This window comes from Thermococcus sp., assembly GCF_027052235.1.
GTDB lineage: Archaea > Methanobacteriota_B > Thermococci > Thermococcales > Thermococcaceae > Thermococcus.
The window spans coordinates 33,359-48,330 of record NZ_JALUFF010000081.1 but is presented as its reverse complement, the minus strand read 5'-3'; the positions used below and the strand labels follow the sequence as shown (position 1 = coordinate 48,330).

At 53.2% G+C, this 14,972-nt stretch carries 13 protein-coding genes; 6 read left to right on the top strand and 7 right to left on the bottom strand.

Annotated features, from left to right (window positions below; translation table 11 throughout):
• On the bottom strand, nt 1-243 hold the full coding sequence (locus MVC73_RS10345) for a DUF131 domain-containing protein (RefSeq protein WP_297510720.1): 243 nt from the start codon (nt 241-243) through the stop codon (nt 1-3).
• Between the two features lie 75 nt (nt 244-318).
• On the opposite strand from MVC73_RS10345, the gene MVC73_RS10340 reads away from it, so the two are divergent.
• Both MVC73_RS10340 and MVC73_RS10335 read left to right on the top strand, forming a co-directional pair.
• Nucleotides 319-1,008, top strand: a complete 690-nt coding sequence (locus tag MVC73_RS10340) for an HAD family hydrolase (protein WP_297510716.1) — start codon at nt 319-321, stop codon at nt 1,006-1,008.
• Nucleotides 986-1,609, top strand: a complete 624-nt coding sequence (locus MVC73_RS10335) for a diacylglycerol/polyprenol kinase family protein (RefSeq protein WP_297510714.1) — start codon at nt 986-988, stop codon at nt 1,607-1,609. The genes MVC73_RS10340 and MVC73_RS10335 overlap by 23 nt, the downstream gene beginning before the upstream one ends.
• Nucleotides 1,610-1,625: 16 nt before the next feature.
• Here the strand turns inward: MVC73_RS10335 and MVC73_RS10330 are convergent, their stop codons facing one another.
• On the bottom strand, nt 1,626-5,030 hold the full coding sequence (locus MVC73_RS10330; RefSeq protein ID WP_297510712.1) for a CARDB domain-containing protein: 3,405 nt from the start codon (nt 5,028-5,030) through the stop codon (nt 1,626-1,628).
• Nucleotides 5,031-5,155: 125 nt separating this feature from the next.
• On the opposite strand from MVC73_RS10330, the gene MVC73_RS10325 reads away from it, so the two are divergent.
• The gene (locus MVC73_RS10325) at nt 5,156-7,114 is read left to right on the top strand and encodes an alpha-amylase/4-alpha-glucanotransferase domain-containing protein (RefSeq protein WP_297510781.1); all 1,959 of its coding nucleotides are present in this window, start codon (nt 5,156-5,158) and stop codon (nt 7,112-7,114) included.
• A gap of 7 nt (nt 7,115-7,121) precedes the next feature.
• Here MVC73_RS10325 and MVC73_RS10320 read toward each other — a convergent pair whose 3' ends face one another.
• The 5 genes from MVC73_RS10320 to MVC73_RS10300 form a co-directional block, all read right to left on the bottom strand.
• Nucleotides 7,122-7,781: a DUF257 family protein gene (locus MVC73_RS10320; RefSeq protein ID WP_297510710.1), complete on the bottom strand. Its 660-nt coding sequence runs from the start codon at nt 7,779-7,781 to the stop codon at nt 7,122-7,124.
• Between the two features lie 70 nt (nt 7,782-7,851).
• A complete protein-coding gene (locus MVC73_RS10315; RefSeq protein ID WP_366938963.1) occupies nt 7,852-8,772 on the bottom strand; it encodes a TIGR00269 family protein in 921 nt (306 codons plus the stop codon).
• A 64-nt stretch (nt 8,773-8,836) separates the two neighbouring features.
• Complete coding sequence (locus tag MVC73_RS10310; protein ID WP_297510706.1) at nt 8,837-9,787, bottom strand: hypothetical protein; 951 nt, start codon at nt 9,785-9,787, stop codon at nt 8,837-8,839.
• A complete protein-coding gene (locus tag MVC73_RS10305; RefSeq protein WP_297510704.1) occupies nt 9,772-10,743 on the bottom strand; it encodes a DUF4855 domain-containing protein in 972 nt (323 codons plus the stop codon). The genes MVC73_RS10310 and MVC73_RS10305 overlap by 16 nt, the downstream gene beginning before the upstream one ends.
• A gap of 143 nt (nt 10,744-10,886) precedes the next feature.
• Nucleotides 10,887-12,347, bottom strand: a complete 1,461-nt coding sequence (locus MVC73_RS10300) for an NAD(P)/FAD-dependent oxidoreductase (RefSeq protein WP_297510702.1) — start codon at nt 12,345-12,347, stop codon at nt 10,887-10,889.
• Between the two features lie 159 nt (nt 12,348-12,506).
• Here MVC73_RS10300 and MVC73_RS10295 point away from each other — a divergent pair, with 159 nt between their 5' ends.
• The 3 genes from MVC73_RS10295 to MVC73_RS10285 all read left to right on the top strand — a co-directional run bounded on the left by MVC73_RS10295 (nt 12,507) and on the right by MVC73_RS10285 (nt 14,951).
• Nucleotides 12,507-13,064: a CBS domain-containing protein gene (locus MVC73_RS10295; protein ID WP_297510778.1), complete on the top strand. Its 558-nt coding sequence runs from the start codon at nt 12,507-12,509 to the stop codon at nt 13,062-13,064.
• Between the two features lie 21 nt (nt 13,065-13,085).
• Complete coding sequence (locus MVC73_RS10290) at nt 13,086-14,228, top strand: cation:proton antiporter (protein WP_297510700.1); 1,143 nt, start codon at nt 13,086-13,088, stop codon at nt 14,226-14,228.
• A 105-nt stretch (nt 14,229-14,333) separates the two neighbouring features.
• Nucleotides 14,334-14,951, top strand: a complete 618-nt coding sequence (locus MVC73_RS10285; RefSeq protein WP_297510697.1) for a MarC family protein — start codon at nt 14,334-14,336, stop codon at nt 14,949-14,951.
• Nucleotides 14,952-14,972 lie beyond the last annotated feature (21 nt).

Genomic DNA, 14,972 nt, shown 5'->3' with positions numbered 1-14,972 from the left:
TCATCCCCTCCTAGCTAGGAGAGCACCTACTATCCAGAGGGCCATCAGAACAACCGCGAGGATCATTGCTATCGTTACTCCCCTTCCGGTTCCGAAGACTATCGGGATTGGGCCTATCATTATGACTCCTCCGCCCTCGACCTCGGCCTCCCCGGTGGCCGAGAGGAGCGTTCCAATGAATATTAGGAGAAAGCCAGTGAATATCAGAGCCATGCCGGCCAGTATGAGTTCTTCCCCCCTCATCATTCTTCCCTTCAGCCGGTTATTTTTAAGCTTTCCCACCGGAAGGGTTTAAAGCTTCCCGGGAGAGAAGCTATCATGCTCGTCCTCCTTGACCTCGACGACACCCTCTGCAACACATGGGAGGCAGGAAAGAGGACGATACTCGCGTCAATCCCCACCTTTCTCAGGAGGGGTAAGGTGAGGGCCGTTCTCTACGTCCTTACTGGTAAATTCAGGGAGCTTGAGGGAAGCGAAAAGGCCCACATGCTCGACTTTGAGGAGCTCGTCGGGCTCATCCTGAGGAGGGTTTACGGCGACGTAAGTGAGGAAGATGTGAGCTACTTCTCGCAGAAAATAGAGGAGCTGTTCTTCAAACACCTCCGCCTCTACCCCGATTCCATCCCATTCCTCAGGGGCCTGAAGGAGCTTGGAGCCAGAATAGTCCTGATAACCGACTCCTCAACCCGGTGGCAGAGGAGGAAGATAGAGTTCCTCGGCATAGGTGATTACCTTGACGGGGTTATAATAAGCGGCGAAACCGGTCACAGCAAGCTCGAAGACTACAACTTTCGGCTGGCCCTGGAGAGGTTTCCGGATGAGGAGGTCTATGTTATAGGTGACAGGGACGAGACCGACATGAGGGGCGGGAAGTCAATCGGGGCAACAACGATACTCGTAAGGCGGGGCTACTACCGCTCCAGAAAGAGTCGCTTCGCCGACTACGTTGTTGGGAACCTCCTTGAGGCTCTGGAGGTGATAAGGCGTGAGCATGAAAAGCGAACTTAAGCGCAAGGCCCTCCATCTGACAGGCCTTACAGTTCCGATAATCTACCTCCTCCTGGGCAGGAACGCGACGCTGATATTCGTTGGCACGGCCTTTGCGGTCTTCGTTGCTCTGGAGCCCTTCAGGGTTATAGAGGGATGGCGTGAGGAAGTCCTCAGGAGGCTGCATCTCTACGCCCCTCCTGAACTTGCGGAGCACGTGGAAAGGCTTGAGAGGCACATAGACGAGATAACGAGGCCCCACGAGAGGGAGCGCGTCGCGGCCCATATATACTTTGCAGCTGCATCCTTCATCGTGGTCTACTTCTTTTCCACGAGGATAGCCGTCGGGGCAATAGCCCTCGCGACGCTCGGCGATGCCCTTGCCGCTATAATCGGCAAAAGCCATGGAAGGCACCGCTTTTCAAACGGGAAAAGCGTTGAGGGAAGTCTCGCATACTTTCTCACAGGACTTGCGATACTGATCCCCCTTGTGGGCCCGCTGGGGGCGCTTATAGGTTCTCTGGCCGGTACTGTTGTCGAGTTCTACAACCTCCCGCCCGATGACAACTTCTCGAACCAGCTGGCCGTCGCGCTTACCCTCTACCTGCTCTCACTCCTCTGAGAAAAGAGAGAGGGGGTCAGGAAATCGAAACGGTCACGAAGTTCGTGAACTCATCTGCATCTGTCCACTCCTGACCTGGGTCCTTGTCGTGGATTGCAGGCTGGTCCGGGAGGGCATCGACCGCGGAGTCGCCGACTCCCTGTCCGGTGATGTAGGCGACGAGCGAGACCTCTGCCGGCTTTCCTCCGAGGGCACTCCACGGAATCGCTATCTCAAGCGTCTGCAGTCCGTTGCTTCCTCCGGTGTAGGCGTAGAAGCCAACCCACTTGAGATCCTCGTAGTCCCAGCCTTCACCGTTCCAGATGGCTATCTGGGCGGTCGTTATGTTGTCTGTTCCCGGGCTTCCGAAGAACTCCCCGTTCCAGAAGAAGTACAGCTCCGCATCTATTCCCCTGGTGAAGCTCATCTTCTTGCCCCAGCTGTCCTGTCCGGTGGTGTAGCCACCGTCCTTGTAGTCGAGGGCTATTCCGTAGGCAATCCTCCACGAGGCCTTGTTGTTGGTCGTCAGGGCTATGTAGAGGAAGTTGTCGTCGTAGTCGACGTAAAGGGCCTTCAGGTCTGCACCGTCCTGTCCAAAGTTCTTCTCATCGACCGCCACCGGCTGGACGTTCCAGTCGTCGAGGTTGCCGTCGATGTTCTTGGTGAGCTTCTTGGCGAGCTCCTCCATGTGCTTCTTCTTCTCAAGCTCACCGCTCTGGAGGGCCTTGAGGATGCTCTGGAGTCTTCTGATTATACGGCTGAGGTCAAGGTTCGCGCTGTATATCCTTATAGCTCCGGTGAGGGTTCCGTACTGTTCGAGGTACTTCATTCCGAGCTCGTACCTGAGCCTAAGCTTCTCTACCTCGGAGTTTATCTTCTCCAGCTCCTCGGCGGTGCTTCCCGAGGGCTTGTACTTCTCTATCTCCTGCATCAGCCTGAGGTAGGTCTTGTAGTTCTGCTCGAATCTCTTCGGCGAGTAGTACTTGGCTATGGCAAAGAAAGTGTCCCGGGCCAGCTGGCGCCTCTCTTCCTCAATCGTCGTCACCTTGGCGCTCTCCACGACGTTGTTCATCTTTATCTCGACGTAGTAGTCGAGGACGTTGTTTGTGAAGGCGTTAAGCGTCGGACCGGGGCTTACGGTGTCAACGACGTCAGGTATGTTGTCGTTGGCGAAGTCGTTTCCGAAGTTCCAGACGGCTGGGCCGTAGCTGAAGCCCGTCGCGACCTGGAACTTGAACTCGGTGTGGCCTTCGAAGAGCGAGAGGGGTAGTCTAACCTCGACGGTGTTCTTCGAGAGGTCAACACCCATCAGCGCACCTTCCGGCGTTATCATGCTCCCGTCTGGCATGAGGATGTAGAAGAGCGACTTAACGCTCGTCCCCGGTGTAACGACGACGCTCGTCTCGCCTTTGTGCTCATCACCGCCGAGGTTGACCACGAACTGAAGGTCCCAGCTTATGGCTGTGAGTGTGTCGAGCTCCGCGGCGAACTCGTTGCTACCGCCCTTCTTGAAGTCGATGGGAACCGCTATGAGCGTTGCCCCGTTCTGCCCTATCTTGATGTTGCTCATGTTCTGGAACTCGAAGAGGAAGTAGACGTACTTATCGTCCTTGCTGACGCCAACCTCTGTGAGGTCCGCGTGGGCTGAGCTCCTGCCCGGAAGGTATGGGTCTTTGTCGTGCCTCTGGTCGTTCATTGCATCCTTCCAGATGAAGTAGCCGTTCTGGACGAGGAAGGTGTTGTCCTTAAGCGTCCACTTGGGCCAGTCGTCCGGGCTTCCGTCGACGTCTACCTTCCCGACCCATATGACCTGAACGTTGAGAACCGCCACGTTGTTGGTCTCGTCGACCTCGCTTATCCTGTTGTCGGGGTCGACGACGGCCCTAATCTCGTGATCGCCGAGCTGGCTGAAGGTGAGGTTGAAGGGGATGACCTTCTCCTCGCTCGGGCCGAGGGTGAGGTTCCACTCACCGAAGGTTGTGTTGTCAACGTAGACGACAACGCTGAAGTTCTCGGCGGTGAGAGAACCCAGGTTCTTGACCGTGAGGGTGTAGTGGGCCACCCTGTTGAGGCCAACGACGGTCGGACCTTCAAGGAGAGGAACCAGCTCAGGGGCAGGTATGAAGATGCTGAGTGTTGACATCTCGGTTATGACGTCGGTGTCGCTCCACTCGTCACCGCTGTCCCTCGCAACGCTCTCCTGCGGGAGTACGTCAACGGCCGAGCCACTTCCCCCTGTAATCCACGCGGAAACGGCGAAGCTCTTCGGCTTTCCGCCTATGGCAGACCAGGGAATGGCCACCTCAAGGGTCTTAAGTCCCCTGCTTGAGTCGCCCGTGTAGGCGTACTTTCCGCCCTTGCTCTCAAGGCTCGGGTAATCCCAACCACCGTTATAGGTGTTGAGCTGGGCGGCTGTTATCGAGGCACTGCTGTCGTCCCACCAGAAGTAGACCTCGTAGTCAACGGCAAAGCCGTTTCCGAACTCGATGCTCCTTCCCCAGGCGTCCCCGCCAGAGGTGTAGCCGTTCCCCGTTCCGGGGTCAACGTCGATTCCAAAGCCGTAGGCCATTCCCCAGTTGGCGGTGTTGTTGGTCTCTATCGCAAGGTAGAGGTAGTTCTTGTCCCAGGAGACGTAGAACTTGGTCAGGTTTCCTCCCGGAACTCCAGTCCCGTTGACGTCTTCAGCAACGAGCTCAGTACCGCTCCAGTCGCTCAGGTTGCCGTCTATGGTCTTCGGGCCGACCGCAACGACGGCCATGTTGGAGAAAACGTCGGTGTCTCCCCACTCGGAACCTATGTCCGAGTAGTTTATTGCCGGGCCAACGGGGAGGCTGTCAACGGCAGAACCGCCACTGCCGGTAATCCACGACATTACGGCCACTTTCTTGGGCATTCCGCCTATGGCAGACCAGGGAATTGCTATCTCAAGGGTTTTGAGGCCCGTTGAGGTGTCGCCGGTGTAAGCGAACTTCGCCCCAACATCCGCGAGGCTCTTGTAGTCCCATCCGCTTCCAGTCCACGTTATGAAGTTGTCCGTGCCCATTCCCGAACTTCCGCTCCACCAGAAGTAGAGTTCGTACTCAAGGCCGAAGCCGCTGGTGAAGCCGACCTTCCTTCCCCACGCGTCGCTGGTTCCGTTGTAGCCGGTTCCGGCACCGGGGTCAACGTCTATTCCGAAACCGTATGCAACGTCCCAGCTGGCGGTGTTGTTGGTCTCTACCGCTATGTAGAGGTACTGGTCATCCCAAGCAACGTAGAGCTTTCCGAGGTTTGCCCCTGCCTGCCCGTTGTCCCTGCCGATTGCAACGAGGTCAGAGGGTGTCCAGTCGTTCAGATTTCCGTCGATTATCTTCGAACCTTCCCTCGCGCTGGCGAACTTGGTCGCGGGTAAAAGGCTCAACAGGAGAACCAGGGCCAAAAAGGTTGCCACCGCTTTCTTCATCACAACCACCCGTTATCCCTTCATTGAGGGTGTTTTGAATTCACCGGTGGTGATTATATGGTGGAAAGGTTTATATGCCTTTCCAGTCATATCACCCCCAGTGATAACATCTGTGGGTGGTCGTAATGGTGAACTTCATCTTCGGAATACACAACCATCAGCCCCTTGGCAATTTCGGATGGGTAATGGAGAGCGCTTACGAAAGGTCCTACAGGTCCTTCATGGAGACGCTGGAGAATTATCCCAACATGAAGGTTGCCGTGCACTACTCGGGCCCGCTCCTTGAGTGGATAGCGGAAAACAGGCCGGAGCACATCGACCTCCTCCGGTCACTCGTTAAGAGGGGTCAGCTTGAGATAGTGGTCGCTGGATTCTACGAGCCGGTTTTGGCATCAATACCAAAGGAGGACAGGATAGAGCAGATAAACCTGCTGAAGGACTTTGCCAAAAAGCTCGGCTACGATGCCAAGGGGGTATGGCTCACCGAGCGCGTCTGGCAGCCAGAGCTGGTGAAGAGCCTCCGCGCTGCTGGAATAGAGTACGTCATAGTTGACGATTACCACTTCATGAGCGCGGGCTTATCTAAGGAAGAACTCTTCTGGCCCTACTACACCGAGGACGGTGGAGAGGTCATAGCGGTCTTCCCGATTGATGAGAAGCTCCGCTATCTCATCCCCTTCCGCCCGGTTGAGAAGACACTTGAGTACCTCCACAGCCTTGAGGACGGCGACGAGAGCAAGGTGGCTGTATTTCACGACGACGGCGAGAAGTTCGGCGTCTGGCCGGGAACCTATGAGTGGGTCTACGAGAAGGGCTGGCTTAAGGAGTTCTTTGACAGACTTTCAAGCGATGAGAGAATTAACCTGATGCTTTACTCCGAGTATCTTTCCCGCTTCAGGCCGAAGGGCCTCGTCTACCTCCCGATAGCTTCCTACTTCGAGATGAGCGAGTGGTCTTTGCCTGCAAAGCAGGCGAAGCTCTTCGTTGAGTTCGTCGAGGAGCTCAAGAGGGAGAAAAAGTTCGAGAAGTACAGGGTTTTTGTCCGCGGTGGCATCTGGAAGAACTTCTTCTTCAAGTACCCGGAGAGCAACTACATGCACAAGAGAATGCTGATGGTGAGCAAACTCACTAGAGAGAACCCTGAAGCGAGGAAGTTCGTCTTCAAGGCCCAGTGCAACGACGCCTACTGGCACGGCGTCTTCGGCGGAGTTTACCTACCGCACTTAAGAAGGGCCGTGTGGGAGAACATCATAAAGGCCAACACCTTCGTTTCCACTGGAAGCTTCGTTAGGGACATAGACTTCGATGGCAGGGAAGAGGTTTTCCTGGAGAACGAAAACTTCTATGCAGTATTCAAGCCTGCCTACGGTGGGGCGCTCTTCGAGTTCAGCTCAAAGAGAAAGGCCGTCAACTACAACGACGTTTTGGCTAGAAGATGGGAGCACTACCACGAGGTTCCAGAGGCTGCGACACCGGAGGAGGAGGGCGACGAGGGCGTTGCCAGCATACACGAGCTCGGAAAGCAGATTCCCGACGAGATAAGGCGTGAGCTAGCATACGACAACCACCTGAGGGCCATCCTCCAGGACCACTTCATAGAGCCGGAGACGACCCTCGACGAGTACAGGCTCAACCGCTATCTGGAGCTTGGGGACTTCCTCACCGGGCCCTACGACTTCAGCCTCTTTGAGAACGGAGTGACCCTTGAGAGGGACGGGACTGTTGCCAAAAAGCCAGCCCGTGTCGAGAAGTCAGTCAGGATAAGCGAAGATGGCCTCGTCGTTGACTACACCGTAAGGAGCGATGCTAAAGCCCTCTTCGGGGTCGAGCTCAACTTAGCCGTCCACAGCGTCATGGAAGAACCGGCTGAATTCGAGGCCGAGAGCTTTGAGGTCAACGACCCCTACGGCATTGGCAGGGCAAGGATAGAGCTCGACAGGAAGGCTAGGGTGTGGAAGTACCCGATAAAAACTCTCAGCCAGAGCGAGGCAGGCTGGGACTTCATCCAGCAGGGCGTCAGCTATACTTTGCTGTTCCCGCTGGAGGAGGAGCTACGCTTCAGGCTCCGCTTTAGGGAGCTTTGATGCTTTTTTACACCCTTATCAGGACACCCTCCAGCTCCTTGTTCAGAGACTTTATTATGTGGAACTCGGTCATCCGTCCCCTTTTCTCAGTTCTGATAACCGTGGTCGCTATGTCCTCAAGGAGCTTTATCACAAACTCCTTTTCTCCCGAGAGAATGTCCCGCTTTAGTAAGTAGACTCCCAGTCTTTCGGGTCTTCCCACGTATTCGGATAGGTGATCAACTATAATCTGAATCCCGCGGGGGCTCATGTTGGACACCAGAAAGAGCTTCTCAAGGCCAACCGCTATCGCGAGAATTCGCTCTTCCGTGTTTTCAAGTATCCTCCTATAGGCCTCTTTAAACTTCTTCGTGAGTATGGTAGGTTCTGAAATTTCGGTTATGTAAGCAACGATTTCTCCGATCACTTTTGTGCCCCCGACTTTTATTACCTCTACCTTCTGGAAAAGCTCGCTCTCAAAACCCGAAAGAACGGCTTTTGTGGCAAGCGTTGCGTAGGTATTGAGCACATCAACGATAACGACCCTGAACCCCATCTCCTTTGCCCATGTCAGGGTATGATACAGGCCGAGCGTTAAGTCGCCCTCTCCTGTCCTCTCGAAGAGAACCGTTTCTCCGGGTTTTATCTCCTCCCATATCTTGATCAGAGCAACTTCCCTAAGCCCCATTGTGTAACACCCCTTACCAGATAGTTGGCACGAGAAATTTAAATCAGTTGCGTTAAAGGTATGTAAAACTTCAACTTTTGGGCTTCACTCTAAAGTCTATCGGCTTCTCAAGCCCCCAGAACCTGCAGAACGAGCAAACTTCTCCGCTCGACGGCATTCCGCAAACTTTGCATTCCCTGAGTTCAGTCTTCTCCAGCTCGGCCTCGAAGAGGTATTTCTTCCTCAGATAGCCCTTGACGAAGTTGATTTTAGTTCCGGGCCTCTTCTCCTCCATTTCGTTTAGTATTGCCTTCCACTCCAGCGTTGTGGCTCCCCTCGCGTGCGGGCACTCATCTATCTCGTACTCTATTCCGTTCGCCAGAGCGTAGGCGACAACCTCCCGCTCCGTGACCTCATAAAGCGGTTTAACCTTCTTCACCAGCTTGCCGTTGAAGGCTGAGGGGGTGACCGGTCCCTGCTTTGCCAAATACTGCGTGTTCCAGTTCATTATGTTGTTGAATATGAAGCTCGCCTCGTCGTCGAGGTTGTGCCCCGTGGCAATGACATCAAATCCGTTGTCGTAGGCGAACTTGTTGAAGATGTAGCGCTTGGTTAGACCGCAGTAGGAGCACGTCGGTCTTCTCGTCCTGACCTCACCTATGCCATAACCAAACAGTTCCTTCACACGGACGATGTGGAGGGGCGCTCCAATCTTCTCGCACTGCCTTTTCGCATAGCTCTCGCCCTTCTCGCTGTACTCGCCTATCCCGAGGTTTATATGTAGGCACTCCGTGTTGTAGCCGAACTTTTTGAGGACGTAGGCGGTAACCGCTGAATCCTTTCCGCCCGAGACGACGACCAGAACCCTCTCGTCCGGCTTGAGCATCTTGTAGCGTTCGATGGTTCGCTTCACCTTTCTCTCAAAGTACTCTGTGAAGTGCTCCTCGCAGAGGTACATTTTTGGGTAATGGAGCTTGATGAAGGCTGGTTTATCGCAGAACTTACATTTCACGGGCATTTTTCTCCACCTGAAATAGGGGAGAAAGGGGGCTTTTAACGTTAACCTTCCGGCTGACCTAACCTCGTCTCGTCCTAACAAAAAACACAGTGCCCACCACAATAATCACTATCAGTCCGGGTCCGCAAATGCTCTTTTTGCTGGAAGTTTGAGGTGAGGGCGATGTTTTGTTCGTTTTTTCAATGGTGTTCGTGGAAGAACGAGTGATGCTCCCCTGGGCAGACGTTTGAGTCTTGGTTTCGTTCAAAGTGATATTCTCTTGAGGGACAGTTGACTTGCAGACTGTTACATTTACGATTTTAACACTCTTAGGAAACCAGAAGCCTTCTATCAATCCTTTGGAGTTGTTGGTTGTATTGACGTAGATTATGGCAATCTTCCTCGTGTTATTGTCTTTTTTAAGAGTGAAGTAGACAGGGAAAACGCTCGAGTTCACCAGTGTTACCGGACCAGGGGACCAACTGCTCACATTTCTATTCAGAGCAATCCAGATGTCGCTAACGTTCGTGTGGCTCCACTCACCGGGACCCAGCGACTGCAACTCAATCTTCCAGCCGTATATGGAGTCGCTGACGTTCCCCTTTGGAAGCCAGAGCCAACTAACGTTAGCAGGCTCAATACAGAAATGTCTGATGTCAAGCCGGTAAAACCTATCAATTTCATCATTGGAATACTTAACCTCAATGTACCAGCTCCCATTTAGAAAGCTCGCCCCTTTATATTCCACGTAGGGTGTTCTCAGCACGGGTGTGAAATTCAGGAGGTAGAGGTGGGAGCCGTTGAAGTAAAGGAGGTATTCATGACCGTAAAAGACGGCCGGCCAGCAGTCGGTCATTCCACAGTCAATTCCCCACTGAAGGATCGAGAGGTGAATTAATGCCCCGGTTCCGTTTGAGAGAACGGAATACTGAACTTCATAAAGGCCGCCGGGCGCTTTAACATAAGGATACGCAGAGACTGAAGCGGAAAGAAAAAGAAGGAGGAAGATGGGGATTACCAGTCTGGACATTTTGATCTCACCCTGTCAACGACTCTTAGGTCTGTACCGAAGTAGTAGGCTTTCGTTGAGAATGCACTCGGATTTACTTCTGTAATTGCTCTGTAATAATCACATGCACGGTTAATGCACTCTTCTTCTGTTTCTGAGGTCGGGTTCTCATCGCATCCAACTTTTTCTTTGAAATGATCGCCTTCCCAGGTACCTTGAATACTTTTACAGTATGCACAGTTGCTTTTTTCACCAATTATACTGTTGTCAGCCTCCATTTCGATGGAAAGGCCTTTGCTGGCCATCCATTCCACACGACACGCAAGTTCTTGGAATGTGTAATCACTCCCATCACTCAGTTTGGTAGTTTGGTAATAATGGGGCTGAACAAACACGTGATTAAAATACCCCGCAAGAGTGGGGATAGCACAGAAAGTCTTTATCTGATCCATAGTCCTGTCTCCAATGGTGGGAATCCAAATTAATTCTTGGTCATGATTACGAATGTAGTTGCTCATGTACTGGATGAACTCCTTTGTAACGTGAGCTTCATCGTGAGAGGTAGTCTGAAGGCAACTCTCGTAACTCCAGTAGAATCCATTAAGGTCAGTGTTGTCAACGCTTAGAACACCATCAATCCAGCCCTTGTAGTATGAGTTCACGCCAGAGTACTCAAACGGTATCTGCACTTGATCCCGTGGAAATCCCTCGGGGCGGCTAAAGGGTATTGTTATATACAATGGCATCCCGTATATGTGGTTGGATACCCATCTTGCAAATTCCCTTCCATCGTTGTATCCCGAATTATAGAATGGTCCGCTGTACTTAATCCCCCTCCCTTCTCCGCTGAGAACAACAATCCTGTCAAAACCCCTCTCCCTGAAGTCCTCAACGGTGGCTTTTCTATTTCCGACAGTCATCCTCGACTCGTAGTCAGAACCATTCCACCGAACCCACCACAAACCAAGCTTCGACATAAGGAATCACCAATTTTGAGTAGTTAATTAACATATAAAAATTTTGTGGTTAAATAAACACTCTTAAAACAAACAAAAAGTTCCAAAACAATCAAATGTAATAAGAAGTAAAGGATTACAACGCCCTTTCCATGAAGTCAGATTCACGCTTCCATCCCCTCAACCTTCTCCTTCCAGTTCTCCGGCCTTCTGAAGTCCCTCTCCGTGTATAGTCCTTCCTTCTTGAGTATTCCCCTTGCCGCCAAGAGGCCGGTTGCCGCGGCATTAACGATGTCCCTGCTTAAACCAGCGCCATCGCCGGCCGCGAAGATGTTCTCGATGCTCGTTTCGAGGTTCTCATTAACCTCAACTTTCATCGCGTAGTACTTTATCTCCGGCGCGTAGAGAAGTGTGTGGTCGCTCGCTACTCCCGGCAGAACCCTGTCGAGCTTCTCAAGGCCCTCTATAATGTTTGTGACGACGCGGTGTGGCAGTGCCATCGCTATGTCCCCCGGAGTCACGTGCCTAAGTGTTGGCTCGACGTCGCTCCTCCTTATCCTCGCCCAGGTGCTCCTCCTCCCCCTCCTGAGATCGCCAAGCCTCTGGATTATCGGCTTTCCTCCCCCTATGGTAGTTGCCAGCTGTGCTATGCTCCTGCCGTAGGCTGTGGTGTCTTCCACCGGCTCGGTAAGTTCAATCCTGCTCAGGAAGGCGAAGTTAGTGTTGTTGCTCTTCTTCTCGTGCATTGAGTGGCCGTTAACGCCAACGTAGCCGTCGTAGCGCTCCTCAACGACGAAGCCGTTGGGGTTTGTGCAGAAAGTTCTCACGAAGTCGTCGTAGGTGTCGGTGTAGATGTGGAACTTGGGGTCGTGGTTTATGCTCGTTATCGGGTCCATAACTATTGCCGGAACCTCAACCCTAACTCCAACGTCAATGGGCCCGTGCCTTGCCTTCAGGCCTATCCTTTTGGCGACGTCGTGGAACCACTCCGCTCCTCCCCTTCCGGGTGCGACGATTATGTATTTTGCTCTGACCTCGAAGACGTCCTTTCCCCGCTTAACTTTAACCCATCCCCGGCCGAACTCCAGAGCCTTAGTCCAGAGGAGGAACTTCACTCCTTTGCTCTCAAGGTGCCTCTTGATGTCGCCTATAACCTCGGGCGTCCTGTCGGAGCCGATGTGCCTCTGGATTATCGGGATGAACTTAACACCGGCCTGCGCCGCCCTCTGCTCCCAGTATTTAACCTGCTCGGGATTGCCCCTGAAAAGGTTTCTCGGGGCTTTGTGCCTCAAGAAAATCCGGTCAACCTCCCATACTAGTTGCCAGGCGTAGTTCTCATCGCCAGTTAGCTCGCTTAAATCGCCTCCAATGTCCGGCCTGAGGTTTATCGTCCCGTCGCTTAGGCCACCCGCTCCTCCGACACCGCTCATTATGTGGCACGGCTGACAGCCTATGCAGTAGCCGAGCTCGTACATCGGGCAGGCCCTTTGATCAACGTCTCCCCCCTCGTCTATCACCAGAACACTAAAATCACTCCTTTCCGAGAGCTCGTAGGCCGCGAAAAGTCCCGCAGGGCCGGCACCTACAATCACAACGTCATAGGCTTTTCCGTTTCCAGAAACCATATTTCCCTTGCCAAGGTCTATGGGCTGGCCCTTAAAAAATTTTTGGCATAAAAATGTTTAATTTTGTCCAGTTTTTCCGAAACTTTTGACCTTTTAATGTCAAAAACCTGTCGAAACACTTAAACACGCTGAGGGGAAATATCCTTATTAGTGAGTGCTATGGAGCCATCCGGGACTGTCTTGGCTGGAAAGGCCAGCAAAGCTGGAAAGGCCCACATAACCCACAGCAAGCGCAGAATGATTCAGCTCCGGCGGAAGGAAGAGCTGAGCCACAACATACGCTACGTCTCCAAGGTTCCGGTTAGGATAGTTATGGACAGGGACTTCCTCAGGGTTTCTCCGAGTGATTCACTGAGCGTCCTGATCCAGAGCCTCCGGGGGGAGGAAACCTCGGCAGTTGTTGTGGATGAGGAGGGAAGACTTCTCGGGTTCATCACGATGAAGGACATCCTCAGGTTCTTCGAGCCCCCAAAGAGGTACACGGTGGTGGGGGTGAACCTCCTCAAGAAGTACTCGATAAACCGTGCCTCCCGGGTGGAGGACATAATGGTGAGACGTCCGATAACTATAGGGATTGACGACGATCTCGGCAGGGCGATAAAGCTGATGCTAGAAACTGGAAAGCACCACCTCCCGGTTGTAGACGATGAGAACAAGGTTCACGGCATCCTTGAGGTTAAAGACATAATAAGGCTGATAAGGATCGTTTCGTCTTAAAGGCCAAGCGGGATGATAATCATGGACGTGTTCCTCGAGCTGGCGCTGATACTAATAGTTGCGAAGCTCTTCGGCTACATCACCGTTCGCCTCGGTTTCCCGGCTGCCCTCGGCCAGCTGATTGGCGGGATAATAATAGGGCCCTCCATTCTCAACCTCGTCGGCTACGACGAGGGCGTCAAGCTCCTCGCAGACCTTGGTGTCGTCATGCTGCTCTTTCTAGCGGGCCTTGAGACCGACGTCGAGGAGTTCAAGCACGTTGGCATTCCCGCTTTTATAGTTGCCTCCCTCGGGGTTCTGACGCCCTTTATCCTCGGCTACGTTGGGGCGATGGTTTGGGGTTTCTCAGGCATACAGGCGATGTTCCTCGGCGGTGTTCTAACGGCCACAAGCGTTGGCCTGACCACAAGTATTCTGATGGAGTTGAAGAAGCTCCGCACGAAGGTTGGGACGACTATCTTGGCTGCTGCCGTCGTTGACGACGTCCTCGGCATAATCGTGCTCACGATACTGGTTGGCATAAACACTCGCGGGAGCGTCTATATGAAAGACCTCCTCATAATCCTCGGCGAAGTTGGGCTTTACTTCATCATCGGCCTCCTGATAGGAAACCCGGCCGTCAAGGAAACGCTCAAGCTCTCGGAGATGATAAGCCTTCCCGAGACTGTGACGGCCTTCGCGATAGCTATAATGCTTATCTTTGCCTACCTTGCCGAGCAGTTTCAGATAGCAGGCATAACGGGCGCTTATCTGGCGGGACTCCTCGTGGCCAGTACGGAGGAGGCGAGGGAGATTGACAGGAAGTTCATGACCATAGGCTATTCCCTCTTCATTCCGATTTTTCTCGTGAGCATAGGAATCGAGAGCGACGTGAGGGTTCTCATGCATGCAGGAACGTTCGCCCTCGTTTACTCCCTTCTGGCGATAGTGGGCAAGATATTCGGATGTGGCTTCGGTGCCTTCGTTTCCAGGTTCAAGCCCGTTGAGGCCCTTCAGGTCGGCATCGGTATGATACCGCGTATGGAAGTGGCTCTGATAATGGCCAACGTGGCTCTGGACGAGGGCGTCTTCGACAGCGGGACATTCGCGATTCCAGTGACGATGGTGATAGTGACGACCGTTGTAACGCCCTTCCTCCTGAAGTGGGCTTTCTCAAGGGAGTAGAAGGCTCGGCCAACCGGGTACTCATCACATCTCAGCCAGTGCCGGTTTCGTCATCGCCCTTTGGAGTTAGCATAGCTTTTTAAGGTTGTTTCGGCACTTCCGAACATGAGCGAGCTCTCCACGATACTGAGTTCGGCGTTGCTCATGCTCATCATGATAGACCCGAGCGACAAAATACTCCTCGTCACCTTTCTCCGCGAGGACTTCGGGATAGAGGACATAAAGGCCCTCATCGTAAGGGCCAACCTCATAGGCTTCCTCCTTCTCGCGAGTTTTGCAGTTGCAGGCCAGATAATCCTGCAGGACATATTCCACATTGACATCAACGCCCTGAAAGTTGCCGGGGGCTTCGTCCTCTTCAAGATTGGCCTTGAGGCCCTTGAGAGCGGTGGAATGTTCACCCTGAGGAGGGAGAAGGATATACTGGCTCTAGCGGCGGTTCCCGTTGCGATGCCCCTCATAGCTGGCCCAGCTGCCATAACGGCTGTTATAACCCTGACCGCTGAATACGGCTACACCGTTTCCCTCTCGGCAACGGCCATAGCGATAGCAACTGTGGCCATCTCGATGTTCGTGGCTCTCTACATGATGAAATCGGTCAACAAGACTTTCCTCAGCGTCACGATAAGGATAATCGGTCTCTTCATAATGGCGATTGGTGCTCAGATGATGGTGGAGGGCGTTATTGGGATATATCTGCTCATGATGACGGCCGGAGGGTAAGCTTTTAACCTTCGGAGAGCC